This window comes from Paradesertivirga mongoliensis, from assembly GCF_024436395.1.
Classification (GTDB): domain Bacteria; phylum Bacteroidota; class Bacteroidia; order Sphingobacteriales; family Sphingobacteriaceae; genus Paradesertivirga; species Paradesertivirga mongoliensis.
The window spans coordinates 294,067-315,171 of record NZ_JAFMZO010000001.1; the positions used below are offsets into that span (position 1 = coordinate 294,067).

Below are 21,105 nucleotides of genomic sequence, written 5' to 3' on the forward strand. Positions count from 1 at the left end.
TCACACAACAAAACATAAAAATAAACGCTTTATTGTTTTACTCAACTACTATGCAAAAGGCATTAACATACCTTATTATCTTTGGCTGTACCATTGTAACGGCAATATCTCAGCCCACAGATAAAGTTGGACAGCTGGTTTCTGCTGAAAATTATTTTGCTGCCCTGGCCAAGGAAAAGGGTATAAAAAAAGCTTTTCTTTCTGTGTCTGATGATAATACCATTATTTTCCGCCCGGGACCGGTTAGTGCGATTAAGTATTTTAAAGGAAAACGCGACAGTCTCGGCATCTTGAATTGGGAACCATCCTTTGCCCGGATCTCTAAAAGCGGAGATTGGGGTATAACCGCTGGTCCCTCCACGTTCAAAGCGTCCGACACGAGCAAAACTCATTACGGCGATTACCTTTCGGTTTGGAAAAAAAACACTAAGGGAGTGTGGAAACTTGCGATCGATATCGGAGTTGTACATCCCAAGCCAAAAACTGAGCCTGTTCTGGTATTTCAGAATGCCAAGAATGAAATCTATCAAAAGCAGCGTTCTCAGAACCGCTTGCAGCAACGCGAAGACGTAGTATTCAGTTCCGACAAACTAATGGGAACTATTTTAAAGGCTGATGACCAAATAGCCTTAAAGGAATTTATAGCTGAAGAAAGCAGGCTTCTTTTTCCGGGATTTCTACCCATCACCGGCAAAAAGAACATTATGAACTTTTGGCGGATACAAGGATTCAATTTGAGTTCTGAACCGGTTAAAGCCGACCGGTCGTTAAGCGGAGAACTCGCCTTTACGTATGGAAACGCGAGTATATTACACCAGGGCGAAACCAAAAAATATCATTATGTAAGAGTGTGGGAAGTGCAGCAAGGCTACGTTTGGAACGTAATCTACGAAGCGTATGTGCAGGCCGCCAATGAGCCTAAAAAAGAGGAGAACGATTAAAACTTCTAGAAAAGCTTTCTTATCAATTCTTCGGTAGTAATTCCTTCTGCTTCTGCTTTATAATTCCTAACGATTCTGTGTCTCAAAATCGGCTCTGCCACCGCCTGCACATCCTCAATATCCGGAGAATACTTTCCAGAGATAGCAGCATGGCATTTAGCTCCCAAAACCAGGTATTGCGAAGCGCGCGGACCGGCTCCCCAACTTAGAAAGCGGTTTACATCATCTGTAGCATTTGCGGTACCCGGACGTGTTTTAGTTGCCAGGTTAACAGCATATTCAAGTACATTATCCGTCACCGGAATAGTGCGCACTAATTGCTGAAAATATATAATTTGTTCGGCGGTTAATATCTTTTTGAGACTTACATTACGATTAGCTGTTGTATTCTTAACTACCTGAAGCTCTTCCTGAAACGAGGGATAAGATAAAAACACATTGAACATAAACCGGTCTAACTGCGCTTCCGGCAAGGGATAAGTTCCCTCCTGCTCTATCGGATTTTGAGTAGCAAGCACAAAAAATGGCTGCGGTAAGGGATAGGTATGCCCGCCAACCGTTACAATCTTTTCCTGCATCGCTTCAAGCAAAGCCGCCTGAGTTTTAGGAGGGGTCCGGTTTATCTCATCGGCAAGAATGATATTCGAGAACACGGGGCCTTTGATGAATTTGAAGTTCCTGTCTTCACCTAGTATTTCAGAACCTACAATATCAGAAGGCATCAAATCCGGAGTAAACTGCACGCGGTTATAAGACAGATCTAATACCTGCGAAACCGTTTGTACCAGCAAGGTTTTAGCAAGTCCTGGAACACCTACCAGGAGACAGTGCCCGTTACTAAAAATGGATATGAGCACTGATTTTACAACATCGTCCTGGCCAATAATTACATTTCCGATTTCTTGCCGAATTCGTCTGTACGATGCACTAAGTGCATCAACTGCTTCAATATCTGAATTGTATGCCATGGATAAATGCTCTTATTTAGATACCCAAAGCTTCATATTTGAGCAGCTTTGGTATTCGGGGTCGATTTTGATGTAAGTGGTACTCCTTCTCTTTTCAAACCATTCGCTTACCGTACGGCCTACTTTTTCTTCGTAAGCCATCTCCTTTAATTTAGGAAAATCCAGTTCGAGACTTGCACGATGCGGTTCTGTTTTTGATTTAAGATATAGAAAACGGTATCCTTGTTTCCCATCACGGGCGGTGAAAAGCTCAGGCTTTGAAAACTGGCCTACCTTCATGGTATCGATAGTCAAGAACACAGCTGGTTCAAGCTTATCAGTGGGAATATAGGTTGTACGTACTTGTACATTCTCCGCATTAAGCATCATCCCGCCATTATACTTGGTTTCGTTATTATCCGAGTACAGTGAAGCAGCTGTCGAAAAAGGGATTCGTTTATTTAAGACACTTTGATAAAGTGTATCAATAGAAGTCTTTGTACGATTTAAGCTTTCTGGTGTAGGGCTGGTTTTGATCAGGATATGGCGGGCGCTTACCTGCTCTCCTCTTCTTTCTGTAACTTGCAGAATATGGAAGCCGTGTTCTGTTTCAAAAACCGGCGAAAGTTCGCCTGGTTTCAGTTTAAAAGCCATTGCAGTAAATTCTTTCACCATCACCTGGCGATCGAAAAAGCCCAGACTTCCACCTTCTATTGCGGATCCCGGATCTTCAGAATATAAACGTGCTAAAGTTGCGAAATCCTCACCGCCTTTTATGCGCAAACGCAGAGCCTCTGCCCTATCCCGGAATGATTCCTTTTCCTTTTTCGTAAGCTCGGGATACATCACAATCTCACCCACTTCTACTTCTGCATTGTAATACTGTAAGCTGTCTTTAGGGATAGACTCGAAAAAGCGCTTAACCTCCAGAGGAGTTACACTCACGTTTTCGGTAATCTTGCCTTCCATTTTACGGGCTACAAGCTGCTCTCTGATATCGGGGCGGATTTGATCTTTATACTGGATGACCGAACGGTTTAGAAACTGTTCCAGTCTCTCTTGTCCTCCGGCTCGCTGTATCAGGGCCCGCATCCTGCGGTCTGCCTCGTTAGTTACTTCATCGTCAGTTACCGTTACCGAATCAATCACGGCCTGCTGCGATAAAAGTTTCTGAGTAAGCATTTGCTGCACCAGGTAACACTTAATTTCTTGATTTTCGGCATTACCCTGAAGGATATAATTTGCATAATCTCTTTCAATATCAGATTGAAGAATCACATTATCGCCTACAATTGCAACGATTTTGTTGATCGTCGTCTTTTGCGCGAGAACGGAACTGAAAGAGGTGAGTACTAAAAATATTACGCTTAAAAAATTTTTCATTCTAAATTTTAAATTAAGGTCTGCGACCTAAAAATTCCATTTCTTCACAAACGCTCGAGCCGGACTGTCGCAAAAATATCAGATATAATCTATTAATCAACAAATAATCAATTTAGTATCTGTACCAATATCGTTAATGGCATTTCTGATTAAGAGCAAAGACTAAAAAAATATTTTGGTGTAAAGGTAACTCAAATAAAAACTGTATTAGTAACGCTAATATGTTTTAACTATTTTTAACAGAATAGAGTTATTTTCGCCAACTGATGAACACACAAAAAACCTCGCACCCCTTTGCACTTGGATTACTGATGAACGAGGATTTGTATCATTTTTCAGGTGATGAAATAAACGTTAGGACTATTTCGGAAGATCAGCAAATCCTGGCGCCCGTCGAAGTAAAAGAACCGCGACGAGACAAGGAAGCTGAGCAACTGCCTGAAGTTAAACAAGCGTCCGAAGCTGCACCTGAACCCAACTACTTCGAATACCTGGGCGAAAACAATAAATACACCCTTATCCTGGTAAATGAACCGGCTTATGATGTGCTTGGGCCGAAAGAAATGGAGACCTTATTGAACATCCTTAAAGGGAAAAAACAGGATTTGAACGATGTAGCCCTGCTTAACATACGCAAGTATCCGACAGCTACTTTTCCCGTACTAAAAGAGTTCTTCGCCTGCAATTCAATAATTTTTTTTGGAATAAACCCATCTCAGCTTAAGATAGATGGCGTACAGGCCAACCAGATAAGCGTTTATGGGAACACCAGGATACTGGCAACATACAGTATTACCGAAATGCTGAACAGTGTAGAAAAGAAGAGAGCGTTTTGGGATGAAATGAAAAAGCTTTAAAGATATGAGAACCCTCGTGTTTGCCACTAACAATCAGCACAAGTTGGAAGAAGTACAGGCCATAGTTGGCAACAACTTTGCACTAAGAAGTCTGAAAGATATTGGCTGCGAAGCAGATATCCCCGAAACCGGCACTACGTTCGAAGAAAATGCCTCTCAAAAAAGTAGGTATATTTTCGATCATTTTGGGCTCGACTGCTTCTCTGACGACTCGGGGCTGGAAATAGATGCCTTAAACGGCGAGCCTGGAGTTTATTCGGCGCACTATTCTGGCACAAGAGATACAGAAGCTAATCTACAGTTGGTACTAGATAAATTAGGCAGTAATCCCAACCGGGGGGCTCGCTTCCGCTGCGTGATATCGCTTATTTTAAATGGAAAGGAGCACTTTTTCGAGGGAAGCGTGGAAGGGACAATCACCACCGGACGTTCCGGAAAATCGGGCTTTGGATATGACCCTGTCTTTCAGCCACTGGGCTACAAAGAAACCTTTTCAGAAATGTCTGCCCAGGAAAAGAACCAGATAAGCCACCGAGGACGCGCCATGGAAAAGTTAGTGGAGTTCTTAAACCAAATTCAATAATAGTCTGGCGATTTTTAATTCCCTGACTTAGCAATTGCCGGTTTCTTTGGTGAAGAGCTGGCAGGCTTCTTAGGCACCGGCTGTTTAGGCGCCTGCTTTCCTGGCTTCCTCAACGACGGAATGATTTCTTCCTTAGATGCCGGACGTTCTTCAGGCTTCCAGACAAATCCTTCCAGCATATCTTCGTCTTTCGGAATTTTATCAATCGGAAAATACTTGCCCTCGGCCTTTCGGACCAGCATTACATCGGTTAACTTATTATTAGCAAAATCCAGCCGCATTCGCCCGCTGAGCGTTCGGTTAAATCCGGAATACACACTATCCTCAGTGGTATAGTAAATACTTTCGGCATTTCCGTCTACCAGCATCCTGTGAAGGCGGCTGTTCACAAACAAGCCGGTCATTTTTGAGCCCTTTACCTGGTTAAACTTGGTAGAATCGTTTTCTGTACTTACAATAAATCCATCTTTCTTAAGCTGCATGTTATCAAGCTTCCGGTTTTTTAACTGAAGAAAAATGGTATCGGCAGATAGCTGTGAACCCTGTGTCCAGATAATCGGGTTTTGGAAACAGCGAATGGTTGAATCTGCATAACTGTAAAATGCAGAATCGGATTTCGATTGCAAATCAGACTTAAATATCTTAACCTTATGATAGGCCAGGATAATGCGTGTACGGGTTGTATCCAAAGGAGCTTTAACCTTCTTTGCGTTTTGCAACGAGTCGGTTAAGGCATTCACGCTATCCTTTTCGGCAACAGATAAGGCAGAATCGATAAGAGGCGCCTCAGGCTTATCCGGCTTTACCACCTTAGGTGCACGGGGTTTTCTGGGCTTTAACAAACCGAAAAGCCGTCTTTTAGGAGGGGTTTTTACCGGTGCAACCTCGGGCACCGAGTCTTGTGCAACAGTTTCGTTCGGAATATTGGGCAAAGCGGCAGGCACATTTCCATCAACAATGGCAGCACCAGGGGCTTGTCCCTCTACTATTACGGCCTCTTCCTCTACAACTTCGGCATCCGATTTTAATTTCTCTCCGTCAAGCGGAACGAGATCTCGCAAGAAAATAAGCTTCGTTAACAGCGTATCTGCCGTCATCCAAATAGTATCAACCTTAGTTGAATCTTCTTCCACAACCATCGTTACATAAGCGCTGCCAGTCATCAATGCGCTCTCATCCGCCTTGCGATAAGTCCCCACATTTCCTTTCATGGTACTTTTTTGCTCGGTATCTACGAAAGTTACATTTCTGATGGCCTTGCCAAATCCGGCTTTTCCATCATAAAACAAACTGTCGCCTTTTAGAGACTTTGTGCCATCGGTATAAAGATTCTTCTTCCCAAACCAGGCCTGATCTGTTTCGGTGTTGTAGCGGCCGTTCTCAGTATATAACTTAGTCTTATCCTTTTTATTTAAAATATTGGTAGGGCCGTAGAAATACGACATCTTACTTATCGAATTGTAGCGAAGTGTATCAGTGTTCATCAAAACCTCGGGCGTAGTTACTACCACATCATACCGAAAGTACGCATCGCTAGTAGTGCCGAAATAATACCCGTTTTTGCTCGTAATCACTGTTGGAGGATTGTTCACCTGCCCACCTCCGATATAGGTTCCCATACGGGTACCAAGATTATAGGTAAGATAGTTGGTGGTTAGCGTGGCATCTTTATCAACCAGCTTCACATTGCCGGTAAGCAACGCCAGCTTGGTGTTACCGTTGTAATTGAGCTCATCGGAATAAATTATGGTTCCGTTGCTTTGCGTAATCACTACATGACCGAAGGCATCAAAAGCATTGGCGGCGTTATTAAATAATGCGCTATCGGCCGACAAGGTGGTTCCATCTTGTGCAAATACTGGTTTTATCACACGTAAAGCCTGTTTACCCGGAGATAGCGACTGCGATTGTACCAGCTGAACTGTACTTTGAGCAGAAACGCCAAAAGCCGAAAGCAATACTATATATAGAAAGAGGAATTTCTTCACTTTGCAAAATTAGTTTTTTAAAAGCATCTAACTACATCCCGGGCGTTAAAGTATGTTAAGACAGTAAATACAGGATATATTTAGATATTTTTGACAAATGTTGCCTCTTAACAGATTCATATCGTTCATTGAGTTTAACAAGCTGTTTAAACCAGAGGAAAAGGTGCTGCTTGCTATAAGCGGAGGAAAGGATTCTGTATTGATGGCGCATTTATTTAACGACGCCCGCTTCAGTTTTGGTATTGCGCACTGCAACTTCGAATTAAGGGCTGATGAGTCTGACGGTGATGAGATTTTTTGTAAACAGCTAGCTGAAAAGCTTAACGTTCCTTTCTATCATACCAGGTTTCAGACCGAGATCTTAGCGAAGCAACAAGGCCTTTCGATCCAAATGGCCGCCCGCGAACTTCGCTACAATTGGTTTGAGAGCATTCGTGCAAACGAAGGATTTGATTACATAGCTGTTGCTCACCATCAGAGTGATACTACCGAAACCGTTCTTTTGAACCTGGTGAGAGGTACAGGGATTGCTGGATTACATGGCATTTTGCCGAAAAGGGGAAAGCTGATCCGACCATTATTATTTCTCAGGAGAGATGAAATAGACGAAATTGCCGGAGAGGAAAACCTCGCCTACCGGGAAGATCGCTCAAACAGCTCTGTAAAATATGCACGCAACAAACTGCGACTGGAAGTCATCCCTAAATTAAAAGAACTAAATCCATTTCTGGACCAAACTTTTGAGAGCAACAGCCGCCGGTTTAAGGAGTTGGAAGATTTTCTGAACAATCAGGTTGAAACTTTGAGAGAAGGCCTGTTTCGAATTACCCCTTCCGGGGATATCTATATCGGCTTGGATAAGCTCCGAAAATTACAACCTCAAAAGCTTTTGTTGTATGAGATTTTTAAACCCTATAATTTCTCGGAAGCTGTATTAGAGGATCTTGTAAAATCGTGGAATGGTCAGGCCGGGAAAATCTTTGAATCAACTACCCACCGCTTGCTACTGGATAGACACGAGTTGATTCTGAGCAAATTACAGGAAACCACCTTACCCGAGATATTGATTGATGAGAAAACTTCATCTTGTGTTTGGGGAACCCGCAGGTTTGAAATCAAAGAGTCTGATGCCATAGGTTTGGAAATCTCTGCATCCAGCGATACAGCTTTTTTTGATGCAGCCCTGTTACTTTTTCCGTTAAAACTTCGTCATTGGAATAAAGGCGACTATTTTTACCCTCTGGGGATGAAGGGTAAAAAAAAATTGAGTGATTTTTATACCGGACTAAAGCTACCTTTAACCGCTAAAAACTCTGTACCGGTATTAGAAAATGGTAACGGAGACATTCTTTGGATTGCAGGTTACCGGTCTGACGAACGCTATAAAGTTAGCCGCCTGAGCAAAAAAGTTATTATATTCGAAATGCAAACATGTCATGACAACAAAACCTGCTTTTACTGAAAAACAATACCTGGGAAGAGATTTTAACAGGATCAGCATCCGTGTGGTTATGATGATCTTTGCTTTCGCCGCCTACTTTGTTACCGAGAACCGCGACCGCAATGGCGACTTATTTTTGATAGTAGGTTTTGCCATTCTTATCGTTTCTATTTTTATGCTGTTTATGGTGCATTACAGAACGACGGTACAAAATAAAAGCGTAATTCTTGACGGCCTATGGACCACCAAGCTGGTTAAAATTGATTTAAATAGCATTGTAAAAGTTCAACGACGGCCATATAGCTCTTACTTGTTAAATAATCCTGTGTATAATCTGCATCAAAAAGGAAAGATCAGATTTTACGCAGGGGGAAAAGACGCAATAAGCCTGACAGACAGAGACGGACTTGAATATATTATAGGCACACAATGCCCCGAAGAATTCGAAAAAGCTCTGGTAGATGAAATGAAAAAATAAATTGCGAAGCCTGAGCTTCAACAATTTATTACATTTTTAATCCTATTTCTCTTAACCTTTCGTCCAGATACTCTCCGGCGGTCATGTCCGAATATAGTTTGGGATGTTGTTCATCAATACAATTATCAAGGCAGGTCAAATCAACATTCGATTTAGGATGCAGAAAAAACGGTACAGAATATCTCGAAGTCTTCATCAATTCTCTGGGAGGATTTACTACTCTGTGAGTGGTTGACTTCAATTTGTTGTTAGTTAATCTCTGAAGCATATCGCCAACATTTACCACTATATCTTCGCCCTGAGCCTTAACAGGATACCATTCGCCATGTACCGTGAGCACTTCTAACCCATCGGCGCTGGCTCCGATAAGCAAAGTGATCAGGTTTATATCTTCATGCGCCCCCGCACGAACCGCATCAGCAGGAAGTGCGTCGGGATCTGCAATCGGGAAATAATGAATCCCCCGTAAAATCGAATTGCCGTTATGTACTTTATCCTGAAAATAGTTTTCATCGAGCTTAAGGAAAACCGAAATTGCTTTTAAGAGATTCACTCCTGCAAATTCAAGCCTCTCATACACCTCGCGTGTTACTTCGTTGAACCTCGGCAGCTCTTCTACTACAATATTATCCGGATATTCATTCTTCACCGGATCGCCATCGGTAACGGTCTGCCCTCTTTGCCAGAATTCCTTCAAGTCGGGAGTTTTCGAGTCTTTGGCCTTTTCCTTTCCTTTACTGGTATAGCCCCGCTGTCCCGCTAACTCTGGTTTCTCGTACTTTAATTTAATTTCATCCGGCAAGTCAAAGAATTTTCTCACTTCCGCGTAGAGCTCCTTCATCAGCTCGGGAGACAGACCATGGTTTGCAATAGTAACAAAGCCGGTTTCGGTAAAGGCTTTGCCGATGTCATCAGAAAACTTCCTTTTTTGCTCAGCTGTGCCTTTCAGGTAATCATTTAAATCGAGTCGGGGAATATTTACTTCTGTCATATATTAAAGATAAGACGTATTCTGAAAATCTCCTACGAGGAGGACAAAAAACACAGGCCCTATTTAATCCAAATATATTTACCGGCCTCATCTTAAACCCGATGAGATAGCAGAATGTTTACATAAATAATTTCTGCCGGCTACTTTCTTTACAGCCTTATTACAGATTAATTTTCATAAAAAAGGCTTTTTTAGTAATATTGCATCGTTAAACTATTATATCTATAGGAAATGCAAAGTTTCAGGACTGAATTAGAAAATCCGATTGTAGAAAAAGATATCATCGAACTGGAAAAGAAGATTCGGATGTTTCGCGAAGGGACACTTCATGAAGAAAAATTCAGAAGCTTAAGGCTGGCCCGTGGTATCTACGGACAGCGTCAGCCCGGAGTACAAATGGTACGTATTAAGTTACCTTACGGCCGTGTAACTACCAAGCAGCTTGAACGCATTTCCGATGTATCTGATAAATATGCAACCGGCAACCTCCATATAACAACCCGCCAGGATATACAGATTCACTTTGTAAGCCTCGAGCGTACCCCCGAGCTTTGGACAGAGCTAGAGCAGGACTCGATTACGCTTCGCGAGGCATGCGGTAATACCGTAAGAAACGTGACTGCATCGCCAATGGCTGGTGTGGATCCTGAGGAACCTTTTGACGTTACTCCTTATGCTCATGCATTTTTCGAATATCTTCTGAGAAATCCTATTTGCCAGGATATGGGGAGAAAATTTAAAATCGCGTTCTCGTCATCCGAGAAAGATACTGCTTATGCGTTTATGCATGATTTAGGCTTTATCCCTAAGGTGAGATTTGAGAATGGCGAAGAAGTAAGAGGATTTAAAGTTGTTTTTGGCGGCGGACTGGGCTCACAACCGCACATAGCGGAGTTAGCTTCCGAATTTATTCATGAGGACGATGTTATTCCTTTCGCCGAATCAATTATCCGGGTTTTTGACCGCTACGGCGAGCGTGCAAAAAGGATGAAAGCGCGTATGAAATATCTGATCCAGGATATTGGCAGAGAGGCTCTGTTAGACCTTGCAGCGAAAGAAAAACTTGCGTTAAAATCTAAAGTTTTTAAAATAGACAGAACCATAAACGCAAGCTCTGTATTGTCTGATTTTATCGCTCCGATCCCAGAAATCACCGAGCCTGTAAAATACCAACAGTGGTTAAAAACTAACGTGTATGCGCAAAAGCAACAAGGATATGTTACCGTTGGGCTTAAAATACAAAATGGTGATATCAAAACTCCTGTGGCAAGAACATTAATCAAACTGATTCGTGAGATTGCTGCGGATGATGTTAGGTTAACCCAAAATCAGGGCATGCGCATTCGTTTTATTAAAGAAGAAAACCTTCCTTATGTATTCGAGAAGCTAAATGAACTAGGCCTTGCAAATCCAGGTTTTGAAAGTGTGGCCGATGTTACGTCATGCCCCGGAACCGACACCTGTAATTTAGGTATCTCAAACAGCACGGGAATTACACGTGAGCTTGAAAGAGTTATTCTGGAAGAATATCCGGACCTGATCTACAACAAAGACATTACCATTAAAATAAGCGGCTGTATCAATGCTTGTGGTCAGCATGCTATGACAGCTATTGGGTTCCATGGATCAAGCATGAAGGTCGGCCCTTTAGTTGCGCCTGCCCTGCAAGTTTTATTAGGCGGTGGCGCAACCGGAGACGGAAATGGAGTAGCGTCTGAAAAAATTGTTAAGGTACCAAGCAAACGCGGGCCTCAGGTATTGAGAACCGTTTTAGACGACTACCATAAAAATGCTTTAGAGGGCGAGTTGTTTAACCAGTATTACAGTCGGCAGGGTAAAATCTACTTCTATGACCTGTTAAGTTCGTTATCAAAACATGATGGAATTACGCCTGATGATTTTATCGACTGGGAGCAGGAAGAACCTTACAAACCAGCTATTGGTGTTGGTGAGTGTGCCAGCGTGCAGATAGACCTCATTGCAGTATTATTGGTTGAAGCAGAAGAAAAATTACAGAGGGCCGGTGAAGCTTTCGCAGCTGCTGAGTATTCTGATGCCATTTACTATGCCTATACTGGCTTTATAAATTCGGCAAAAGCACTATTAGTTTCTGAGGATAAAAGAACGAATACACAAGCGGGAATCATTAAAGATTTTGATGAGCACTTTGTATCAGCTGGAAAGATTAAACTGGATATGCGCTTTCAAGAGCTTGTTTATCAGTTAAACACACAAGAACCTACGCAAGAGTTTGCCGAGTACTATATCAATCAGTCAAAGCTGTTTAATCAGCAACTTACAGAATACCGCAATTCGCAATTAATTGCACAATAGGAATTAGCATAAAAATGTCAGGAACCATTACCGAGGAGCATTTAGTAGCGAGCACCTATAAGGAGCATAATACGCTTTTTCCGATCTTCCTAAAACTCGAAAACCTGACTACTTTAATAGTAGGCGGAGGCTATGTTGCCACCGAAAAACTGACTGCTTTATTTCAAAACAGTCCGCAGGCTGTCGTGCGATTAGTTGCCACGCAAATCTCGCCCGAGGTAAAATCTTTAATCACCCGGCACAATATTCATTTCGAAGAGCGTGCCTTTTCGCCAACCGACCTTGAGGGGATTGATCTTGCAATCATAGCGATTGACGATAAAAATACCAGCGCCGAAATACATTCGGCATGCCTGGAAAGCGGCGTACTCACCAATGTGGCCGACAAACCCGAGCTCTGCGACTTTTACTTAAGTTCGATAGTACAAAAAGGCAACCTGAAAATTGCAATATCCACCAACGGCAAATCACCCACTATTGCCAAACGGGTGAAAGAAGTACTCACGGAGGCTATCCCGCCGGAAATGGAGGATGTTCTTGACAATATGGAGAAGATCCGGCAGCGGCTGGGAGGCGATTTTTCGGATAAAGTGAGGCAATTGAACGATATCACCTCTGTTCTGGCTGTAAAAACAGAACCCGAAACCCGGCAACATAAAAAACTGGTGCATTACCTGCTCTATTCCGGGGCGGCAATCTGCCTGATGGTACTTGGACACCTCTTTTTTACATATATCAATTTTGAGAATATTTCTGTTGCATCAGAATGGGTAAGCCAGCAGGTAACATCAGAGATTTTCATTTATATACTGGGTGGATTTATCGCCCAAATGATTGACGGAGCATTAGGAATGGCTTATGGCGTAAGTGCAACCACCTTCCTTATGTCGTTTGGTGTTCCGGCAGCAGCTGCCAGCGCCAGCGTACACACATCAGAGATATTCACTTCCGGAGTTTCCGGACTGATGCACTTACGTTTTGGAAATGTGAATAGCAAACTTTTCAAGAACCTGCTATTACCCGGAATCGTCGGAGCAATTCTAGGGGCTTACATTTTGACCTCACTCGAAAATTACAACTCGTATATCAAGCCGATTGTAGCTATGTATACAATGACATTGGGGATAGTAATTATCAGAAAGGCATTGGCGGCCAAACGAAGAAAGAAGAAGACAAAAAACGTTGGAATTCTTGCTATTGTTGGGGGCTTTCTCGATTCGGTAGGAGGAGGTGGATGGGGACCAATAGTAACCTCTACGTTGCTCGCGGGCGGAAGAAATGCACGATTTACAATTGGTTCGGTAAATTTGGCCGAGTTTTTTGTGGCTTTTGCGAGCTCGGTAACTTTTAGCATTTTCCTTGGCATGGGAACCTATTTCCAAATTATACTGGGGCTGGTAGTGGGCGGAATGATCGCTGCACCCATTGCTGCAAGTTTATCCAGCAGGCTACCTGTAAAAACTATCATGTTAATTGTGGGTATAGTAATTATCATTGTTTCGTTGAACACCTTCCGTAAGTATATCTAGTTTGCTATATTTGATATACCAACTCTATAGACAAAGCTTTGTTAACCAAGAAAACGAAATATGCAGTTAAGGCTTTAATGGCTCTGGCCAGAAATAAAGCCAATACCCCGATGCTCATTTCAGAGATAGCGGCGAAAGAGCAGTTACCAAAAAAGTTTCTGGAGGCAATTTTACTCGAGCTAAAACGAAGCGGGTTTCTGGGAAGCAAGAAAGGAGCAGGCGGCGGTTACTACCTGATGAAAAAAGCAGAAGAAATTAAACTTGTTGCAATCATCAGGATCATTGACGGTCCGATCGCACTATTACCTTGCGTGAGTTTGAATTTTTACGAGAAATGTGATGAGTGTATCGACGAAGGATACTGCGGCATTAGAGATGTAATGAAAGATGTACGAGACGCAACTCTAAAAATCCTGACAGAAACAACTGTTGCAGATATGGTTGCTAAAGAAGACGCTATCAAGGCAAAAATAGCTTCGGGCGACTTTCAATCGATTCCTGCGGAAGATTTAAAAGGGCTTTCATGATCGAGGAGCTTCAAGATACCGCTTAGTTATTTGAGGTTACAGAGCAATTTCAACAAAACAGCGACTTTTCCACAATTGTCGAAAGGCTATACAATCAAGCAAAGTATTTTATAAATTGCATCAAACAGACGTAATTGAACCCGCTAAAAATTGCAGTGGTTGATGATGACCAAATTTATCAGTTCATTATCAACCGGACTCTTACTAAGCTACAGCCTGGCAGTAAAATTTTGAATTTTTCTAACTGCGCTGATTTCTTCAATTTTCTGAAAAGGAATTTGGCGGATGCCTCCCTTCTCCCCGACTTGGTTTTACTTGATTTAAACACTCCCTTTATGAATGGTTGGGAGTTTCTTGAAAACTATACCGCATTAAAAAACTCCTTGCAAAAGGAATTTGAAATCTACATCGTTACCTCGTCGGTTGATCCAAATGACCAACTGCAGGCAAACGAAACCCCATTGCTTGACGGTTTCTTCACAAAGCCCTTAAAGCCCGCAGAACTTCTGGAAATAATAAAAAAGAACGAATTGAAAAACATGTGACGTTTTTAATTCCTGAACGGGAAGGCGTATAGCCCTCAGACATTAAGTTCACTGGAACCATCCACAACCTCTCCCCCAAAATAATCAACCATTTTTGAAACCTTTTGTATCACTTAACGTAGGCTCACAATCATTTGGGATTTGTGAAAGAGCATTTAGAGAGAGAAAATAACTTTGACGTCCCCGTTGCCCTGGGGCTGAAAGAAACTTCGAAAAGAACAATAGGGTTCATCTATACCGCATTAGCGTTTGCCATACCACTATTTTTTGTAAATTATTTTCAGGGATTACATTGGGTAGCCTCTGTCCTGTTTATTTACATACTATTCTTGCTCGGGATTCTATACTTCGCTAAAAAAGGACATCTGCTTTACACAAAAGCAGCCTCTATCATCTGCGTAAACTTATTCTTTTGTGCCTTAACCATCATTGAAGGAAAAAGCTCGGGCGTATATATGTTTTTTATGCCGCTTTTTTTCTCAATACCTTATTTAATCGACGAAAAAAAGAATTCGGGACGGGAAGTTACATTGTACTTTGTATTTAGTACGCTTTGCTTCCTTGTTGCTATTCTGGTTGCAGAAGATATAAGCCCATATCAATACTTTCCGCCCAAAGCGCTCACATTCAAATTTCATCAAAACATTATCCTCTCGGCCGCATTGTGCTGGGCATTTGCTTATCTCAGCATAAAATTTGAGAGAAAGTACCTGGCTGCGGTTTTGGCTGAAAAACTGAAAGCAGAAAAAGCAAGCAGAGAGGCCGAAAAAGCCAACCAGGCTAAAAGCACCTTCCTGGCTACCATGAGTCATGAAATACGAACTCCGATGAACGGCGTAATCGGCATGGCCAACCTTTTGTCATCCACGCCCTTAAATCAGGAACAGGAAGAATATGTCAGCGTAATAAACACCAGCGGTGAAGCTCTCCTTGGGCTGATCAACGATATCCTCGACTATTCAAAAATTGAGTCGGGGAATATGGAGTTAGAAAAACAGGATTTTAATCTAAAAGAGTGCCTCGAAGGAGTAATGGATCTATTCGCGGGAAAAGCAGCGTCGCAGGGTTTGGACCTGATTTATCAGGTTGATCCGCGGATACCCGGCATTATTGTCGGCGACAGCCACAGACTACGCCAAATACTTATAAATCTAATTAACAACGCGCTTAAATTTACACATGTCGGAGAGGTGTTTGTGAAAGTGAATTTAGAAGGGCGGGCGGAAAATGAAAACGAAATCTCTTTCGATATCATTGATACCGGTATCGGAATCCCCAAAGATAAACTGCCAAAACTATTTAAGGCATTTACGCAGGTAGATTCATCAACCACCAGAAAGTATGGCGGTACGGGTTTAGGTCTTGTAATATGCGAAAAACTGGTTCGCCTTATGGGAGGAAACATTTCGGTAAAAAGCAAGGTTGGAGCGGGCACCACATTTTCATTTTCAATTAGATGCGAAAGCTCCGGTGTTAGCAAAAAGGAATATGCCTATTTAAATACGAAAAACAATGAGAATAAAAAGATCCTTATTGTTGACGACAATGCCAATTATCTTAGAGTAATTAAATCGCAGATGGAGCAATGGGGATTGAAACCATATATCGCTCATTCGGGCAAAGAGGCTTTAGACCAGTTATCAATCAATGCGGATATCAGCCTGGTCATCACAGACAAGTTAATGCCTGAAATGGATGGCATTGACTTAGCCAAAAATATTAAGGCTTTTTCGCCTGATTTACCTATTATATTGCTTAGCGCCGTAGGTGATGAAAATCGCTCAAAGTATCCGCATCTCTTTACCAGCACACTTACGAAACCCGTGAAAGAAAACCAGCTTTACACTACTCTGCAGGTGGCCTTGAAAGAAGGTAAAGTATCTTTGCAGTCCGAGGAGAAAAAAAGCGGTTCATTTGTCTTGTCTGAAGATTTTGCAGACGATTACCCTTTATCGATTTTGTTGGCAGAAGACAATCTTATTAATCAAAAACTGGCTCTGAAAATATTGAGCAAGCTCGGCTATACTGCCGATGTGGCGAATAATGGAGTAGAAGCTGTAGGAATGGTTCAGGAAAAGCAATATGATATTATTTTAATGGACGTCCTTATGCCCGAAATGGATGGACTGGAAGCAACCGCAGTTATCCGCTCGGGAGGTCAGCCACAACCTCAAATTGTGGCTATGACGGCAAACGCAATGCCCGAAGACCGGGAAATATGCTTAAGCGCAGGCATGGATAATTATATTTCCAAACCCATAAAGCTGGAAGAGCTTGTAAACATATTGAAAGAAACGGCGACGCTGAAATTCGACCAAAACCAGACTGAGGACATTACCCACGGTTGAACATACGCGCCCAACTGAGCAACCTTTTTGAATGCTTCTGTCTTAACTGCTTTGCCTTCAATCTCCAGGTCCAGTTATTCTCAACGGAGGCCGGAGTATTCATCCTGGCTTTTTCATCCAGACCAATTACATCCTGCATAGGCAGTATTACAATCCTGGCGACAGAAGAATAGGCCCGTTTTCCCAGTAGGAGATGAATATTCTTTTCGGTGGGCTCTTTACCCAGATATTCGTTCAGATTCTCTCTGGTGGCAATGTCCGCATCCTTCCTAAACCAACCCTTTGTGGTGTTATTGTCGTGTGTACCTGTATACACTACGCTATTGGGGTTAAAATTATGCAAACTGTGTACTGACTGTGCTCCGTCATCGCCGAAAGAAAATTGCAGCACGCGCATTCCCGGCAGTCCGAATTCGTCTCTTAAGTCATAAACAGGCTGATCAACGTCGCCCAAGTCTTCGGCAACGAAAGGGAGCTCACCTAATTCCTGCTCCAGCACTCTAAAGAAATCAGATGCCGGCCCGGGTTTCCATTCTCCATTTTTAGCCGTTTCTTCACCGGAGGGTACATCCCAATAGGAAGAAAAAGCACGGAAATGATCAAGCCGGAGTAAATCATACAACTGCATATTTTTTCGAATGCGCTGGATCCACCAGTCGTAATTCTGTCCTTTTAAAACATCCCACTTAAACACGGGCATCCCCCAAAGCTGACCATTGTCGTTGAAATAATCCGGCGGTACCCCAGCCATCCCAGTCATCCTGCCATCTTCATCTAAACAGAAAATATCTTTATTGGCCCAAACATCGGAAGAATCGTTGCTTACGTAAAAGGGAAGATCGCCGAACAGTTTAATACCTGATTTATTGCAGTAATTCTTTAAGTTGGTCCACTGTTTTAGAAAGATAAACTGGAGCCATTTAATCTTATTCAAAACGTCGGAATTGATTTCAGAGAATTGCTCCAGGGCCTTTTTATCTCGCAATTTATACTCCGGAGGCCATTCAAACCAAGGCTTCCCCTGATTCTGGTTTTTCAGGGAAAGATAAAAGGCAAAATCATCCAGCCAATGAGATTCCCGCTCGCAAAAATTCCGAAAATCATCACGGAGCGATGATTCCGAATTACAGAAATTATGATATGCTTCGTCAAAAAGACGGTCCTTTATTTGTTTTGCGGATGCATAATCGACTACTCTTTCACTTTTTATGCGATATTGCTGAAGCATTGAGGCGTCTAATAAGCCCTCTTCTGCCAGAAGTTCGGGACTGATAAGGAGGGTGTTGCCTCCCATAGTAGAAATCGCGCTATAGGGTGAATAACCCTGTCCGGCTTCGGTTGGACTAAGCGGAAGGATTTGCCAGTATTTTTGTCCTGCAGAACTGAGATAATCGGCGAATGTTTTAGCTCCGGGGCCAAAATCGCCAATTCCGAAAGGGGAAGGAAGTGATGTGATATGCAAAAGGACTCCGGCCCCGCGCCCGCTTTCTCTTTTTTGCAATTTGAAAACGGCGAAGGGCGTCTTAGCGAAAGCCTCTTTAATGAAAATCTCCTTGCCCGCTTTCGATATGGATTTCATTACCAAATCTTCCATCTCAGATGGAATATTTGAAGGTAAGACTATCCTGGTATTTTTCCACTTCAGGTTTTGGAAATCTTTCTTCCCCATTTTACTGATTCTGGCCAAATGTAGGGGAACTGCTACTATCATCCACTGATGCTGAAAACGACGGGCGAATGCAAGCACATGATCTTTGTATTTTCCTTTCACTTCGAGAGGAAAATAGTCTGCCTGCATAAAAAACTCTTGGTTATCTGCTCGAAGCTTTAACAAGGTTTTTGTTAGCCAAAGTTTTATAGCACCACTATACCGGTCTTCCCATAGTTTCGCCATAAGCTTGGTATCTGTTTGCGTGCTGTCAAGCTTTTCGAGCAACGCCGCTCTATGAGAGTAGTTAACCGGACGCCGGTTGTCGGGATCTACCAAACTCAGGTCCCATAATTCGGTACCCTGGTAAATATCCGGAACACCGGGACAAGTAAACTTAAGCACCAGTTGGGCCAAAGAATTTGCTATCCCAAAGTCGGCTATGTTACGGTTGAACTTTCGCAGCAACTTATAAAAAGCTCCGTCTTTATCAAGCAAAGCAGATGCAAAATCCATTGCACGGCGCTCGTAATCTTCGTCGGGCTTTGCCCAATCCGAACTAATTTTACCTTCACGAAGCGCTTTAACCAGATATTCATGTATCCGTGTTTCGTAGTCGCTGTCGTTTTCTCCTGGCATTGGCATAGTGCCAACTAAGGTTTGGTAAATAAAATATTCGTCGTTCTCACTTAAATGATACTGCTGCGATGATTCCGCGTTCAACTCTTGCCAAAGTTGTATCGTCCCGATCCAGCGGTCAGCCAGGTCGGTAAGAACGTTTAGCCGGGCGCGTACATCTTCACCCCGTTTTGTATCGTGCGTTGAAGTACCATTTAAAGACAGCGGCCAGTTTAATTGCCGTTCGGCCATCAGTTTGTGAAACGTTTCTATATCGTACCCAAATGTCTCGGGCGAATCGCCAACCTCGTTATGGCCAATAAATCGGTTGTAAGTATACATCAAAGTGTCCTCAACGCCCTTTGCCATCAGAGGCCCTGTAAACTGCATACAGCGCATATAGAACTTCATTGCCCGTTCCCTGTATCCGGGATCTTCTTTAGCCGGCTTTATCAATAGCGCTTGCTCCAATAGATTCACTGCCGAATGGAGTAAAGCCTTTTTATTTCTTATCCGGTTCAGAATATCTTGTATCGCATTCGCTTCCTCCGCTTCGAGCGGAAGACGGTTCCCATAATAGCGATACACAGGGCAGTAAATGAGAAATTCGGCAATAGCCTCTCTCAAATCACCGTCTGTTTCTATTTCGGTTCTGTCGATCAGGTTTAAATCAAGAAACAACTGATACAAATTGTCAAGTTCGCCGGCCATATGCTGACGAAGGATGTAGCCTTTTTTTTCTGCGATCAGCTCCCCAACAGGCCGCTTGTCGCCAATGAGTTTCTTGTAATATTTAGTAAAGGCTTTTTCAGCATCGTCATTGGCGAATAAATTATTTACCATCGATAGGAAATCATAACCTGTATTTCCTTCAATTGGCCAGCTATTCGGCAAAACTTCGGAAGGCCCCAGAATCTTTTCGACGATGATGTAAACGTCCTCGCCTACAAGTGAACGAAGTTCTTTTAGATACAACTCCGGATCGGATAGGCCGTCGATGTGGTCGATCCTAAGTCCCTGAAAAATTCCGTCATCCAGCAATTCTTTTACGTAAGAATGAAAATAGCTAAACACCTGTCCGTCCTGAATATTTAGGCATATAAGTCCATTCACTGTAAAAAATCGCCGAAAATTGATCTGCTTATCCGTTTCTTTCCAATGCTCTAATTTATAAACCTGTTCATCGAGAATTTGGCTTAAAACACCCCTATTTGAATTAACAACTTCAAGGCAGTTATCGATATGCGCTTTCACCGCGGCATCTCTCATTAAAGAATCGAGCTGCAAAAGCACCTCTGACCATTGATTAGAAAAGGTTTTGGAATGTTCTACCTGCTGTAAATCATCTAACTGCTGTATCAATTGCCTGACATCCTGCAAGTTACTACCTATTGAATTAAGAACCGCGGAATACGATTTCGGGGACAGGGGATAAGCCGAATCATAATACTTAAACACAAATCTAATCCCATCAAACTCCAGCCTCAGCTCGTTGTTTATGGCTTCATTCAAACTTGTGCCCAGGAAAGGAACGAGTATTTTGCCATTGTATGTCTCGCTTTCCCAATTGATATCGAAGAATGAGGCATACTCCGATTGTTTTCCTTTTTCTAACACATCCGTCAGCCATGGATTGGCAGGGTGAAACGCCATGTGATTGGGAACGATATCCTGGACCCATTTGATATTGGCGACCTTTAACTGAGCACTGATCTGTCGTAATTGTTCTTCTGTTCCTATCTCTGGGTTTATCTCATGGGGATTCAAACCGTCATACCCGTGGGTACTGCCAGGCGTGGAAGTAAAAATCGGTGATGCGTAAATAGTCTTAACTCCCAAATCATGGAGGTAAGGAATAATCTGCTGAAAGGCTTCAAAATTGAAGCCTTTATGAAACTGAACTCGATAGGTAGATATAGGGTTGTTCATTTTTTCTTTTTAAAACAA

The 21,105-nt window shown here is 42.6% G+C and carries 15 protein-coding genes; 10 read left to right on the forward strand and 5 right to left on the reverse strand.

What is annotated here, in order from left to right; genetic code table 11:
- Nucleotides 1–50 precede the first annotated feature (50 nt).
- Nucleotides 51–941 (forward strand): Cif family virulence factor, encoded by an 891-nt coding sequence (locus J3P43_RS00950; RefSeq protein ID WP_255898002.1) that lies wholly within the window; start codon nt 51–53, stop codon nt 939–941.
- 5 nt (nt 942–946) lie between these two features.
- Here the strand turns inward: J3P43_RS00950 and J3P43_RS00955 are convergent, their stop codons facing one another.
- Together J3P43_RS00955 and J3P43_RS00960 are read right to left on the reverse strand one after the other, a co-directional pair.
- Nucleotides 947–1,909 carry an AAA family ATPase gene (locus tag J3P43_RS00955; protein ID WP_255898004.1) on the reverse strand — a complete coding sequence of 321 codons (963 nt, stop codon included), beginning with the start codon at nt 1,907–1,909 and terminating at the stop codon, nt 947–949.
- Between the two features lie 12 nt (nt 1,910–1,921).
- Nucleotides 1,922–3,271 (reverse strand): peptidylprolyl isomerase, encoded by a 1,350-nt coding sequence (locus J3P43_RS00960; RefSeq protein ID WP_255898006.1) that lies wholly within the window; start codon nt 3,269–3,271, stop codon nt 1,922–1,924.
- A gap of 266 nt (nt 3,272–3,537) precedes the next feature.
- On the opposite strand from J3P43_RS00960, the gene J3P43_RS00965 reads away from it, so the two are divergent.
- Both J3P43_RS00965 and rdgB read left to right on the forward strand, forming a co-directional pair.
- Complete coding sequence (locus J3P43_RS00965; RefSeq protein ID WP_255898008.1) at nt 3,538–4,128, forward strand: hypothetical protein; 591 nt, start codon at nt 3,538–3,540, stop codon at nt 4,126–4,128.
- 4 nt (nt 4,129–4,132) lie between these two features.
- Nucleotides 4,133–4,711 (forward strand): RdgB/HAM1 family non-canonical purine NTP pyrophosphatase, encoded by a 579-nt coding sequence (gene rdgB / locus J3P43_RS00970; RefSeq protein WP_255898018.1) that lies wholly within the window; start codon nt 4,133–4,135, stop codon nt 4,709–4,711.
- Nucleotides 4,712–4,725: 14 nt separating this feature from the next.
- Here rdgB and J3P43_RS00975 read toward each other — a convergent pair whose 3' ends face one another.
- Entirely contained in the window at nt 4,726–6,699 is a 1,974-nt protein-coding gene (locus J3P43_RS00975) for an OstA-like protein (protein ID WP_255898021.1), read from the reverse strand.
- A gap of 97 nt (nt 6,700–6,796) precedes the next feature.
- Here J3P43_RS00975 and tilS point away from each other — a divergent pair, with 97 nt between their 5' ends.
- Both tilS and J3P43_RS00985 read left to right on the forward strand, forming a co-directional pair.
- Nucleotides 6,797–8,161: a tRNA lysidine(34) synthetase TilS gene (gene tilS, locus J3P43_RS00980; protein ID WP_255898023.1), complete on the forward strand. Its 1,365-nt coding sequence runs from the start codon at nt 6,797–6,799 to the stop codon at nt 8,159–8,161.
- Entirely contained in the window at nt 8,136–8,618 is a 483-nt protein-coding gene (locus J3P43_RS00985) for a hypothetical protein (protein WP_255898034.1), read from the forward strand. The genes tilS and J3P43_RS00985 overlap by 26 nt, the downstream gene beginning before the upstream one ends.
- A 28-nt stretch (nt 8,619–8,646) precedes the next feature.
- Here the strand turns inward: J3P43_RS00985 and J3P43_RS00990 are convergent, their stop codons facing one another.
- Nucleotides 8,647–9,609, reverse strand: coding sequence for an isopenicillin N synthase family dioxygenase (locus J3P43_RS00990; RefSeq protein WP_255898036.1), 963 nt, complete (start codon nt 9,607–9,609; stop codon nt 8,647–8,649).
- Nucleotides 9,610–9,840: 231 nt separating this feature from the next.
- Here J3P43_RS00990 and J3P43_RS00995 point away from each other — a divergent pair, with 231 nt between their 5' ends.
- From J3P43_RS00995 to J3P43_RS01015, 5 genes are all read left to right on the forward strand, one after another.
- Nucleotides 9,841–11,943: a ferredoxin-like domain-containing protein gene (locus J3P43_RS00995; protein WP_255898038.1), complete on the forward strand. Its 2,103-nt coding sequence runs from the start codon at nt 9,841–9,843 to the stop codon at nt 11,941–11,943.
- Nucleotides 11,944–11,957: 14 nt separating this feature from the next.
- A complete protein-coding gene (locus J3P43_RS01000; protein WP_255898040.1) occupies nt 11,958–13,472 on the forward strand; it encodes a TSUP family transporter in 1,515 nt (504 codons plus the stop codon).
- A gap of 38 nt (nt 13,473–13,510) precedes the next feature.
- The gene (locus J3P43_RS01005; RefSeq protein WP_255898042.1) at nt 13,511–13,999 is read left to right on the forward strand and encodes an RrF2 family transcriptional regulator; all 489 of its coding nucleotides are present in this window, start codon (nt 13,511–13,513) and stop codon (nt 13,997–13,999) included.
- Between the two features lie 134 nt (nt 14,000–14,133).
- On the forward strand, nt 14,134–14,544 hold the full coding sequence (locus J3P43_RS01010; RefSeq protein ID WP_255898044.1) for a response regulator: 411 nt from the start codon (nt 14,134–14,136) through the stop codon (nt 14,542–14,544).
- A 143-nt stretch (nt 14,545–14,687) separates the two neighbouring features.
- Entirely contained in the window at nt 14,688–16,892 is a 2,205-nt protein-coding gene (locus J3P43_RS01015; RefSeq protein ID WP_255898046.1) for a response regulator, read from the forward strand.
- Here the strand turns inward: J3P43_RS01015 and treY are convergent.
- Nucleotides 16,879–21,087, reverse strand: coding sequence for a malto-oligosyltrehalose synthase (treY, locus tag J3P43_RS01020; RefSeq protein WP_255898048.1), 4,209 nt, complete (start codon nt 21,085–21,087; stop codon nt 16,879–16,881). The genes J3P43_RS01015 and treY overlap by 14 nt on opposite strands.
- Nucleotides 21,088–21,105 lie beyond the last annotated feature (18 nt).

What these genes read in the sequence shown, in the direction of transcription:
- J3P43_RS00990 (WP_255898036.1), bottom strand. Translation starts at nt 9,609, where the DNA reads ATGACAGAAGTAAATATTCCCCGACTCGATTTAAATGATTACCTGAAA.
- J3P43_RS00985 (WP_255898034.1), top strand. Translation starts at nt 8,136, where the DNA reads ATGACAACAAAACCTGCTTTTACTGAAAAACAATACCTGGGAAGAGAT.
- rdgB (WP_255898018.1), top strand. Translation starts at nt 4,133, where the DNA reads ATGAGAACCCTCGTGTTTGCCACTAACAATCAGCACAAGTTGGAAGAA.
- J3P43_RS01000 (WP_255898040.1), top strand. Translation starts at nt 11,958, where the DNA reads ATGTCAGGAACCATTACCGAGGAGCATTTAGTAGCGAGCACCTATAAG.
- J3P43_RS00995 (WP_255898038.1), top strand. Translation starts at nt 9,841, where the DNA reads ATGCAAAGTTTCAGGACTGAATTAGAAAATCCGATTGTAGAAAAAGAT.
- J3P43_RS00955 (WP_255898004.1), bottom strand. Translation starts at nt 1,909, where the DNA reads ATGGCATACAATTCAGATATTGAAGCAGTTGATGCACTTAGTGCATCG.
- J3P43_RS00960 (WP_255898006.1), bottom strand. Translation starts at nt 3,271, where the DNA reads ATGAAAAATTTTTTAAGCGTAATATTTTTAGTACTCACCTCTTTCAGT.
- treY (WP_255898048.1), bottom strand. Translation starts at nt 21,087, where the DNA reads ATGAACAACCCTATATCTACCTATCGAGTTCAGTTTCATAAAGGCTTC.
- J3P43_RS00965 (WP_255898008.1), top strand. Translation starts at nt 3,538, where the DNA reads ATGAACACACAAAAAACCTCGCACCCCTTTGCACTTGGATTACTGATG.
- tilS (WP_255898023.1), top strand. Translation starts at nt 6,797, where the DNA reads ATGTTGCCTCTTAACAGATTCATATCGTTCATTGAGTTTAACAAGCTG.
- J3P43_RS00950 (WP_255898002.1), top strand. Translation starts at nt 51, where the DNA reads ATGCAAAAGGCATTAACATACCTTATTATCTTTGGCTGTACCATTGTA.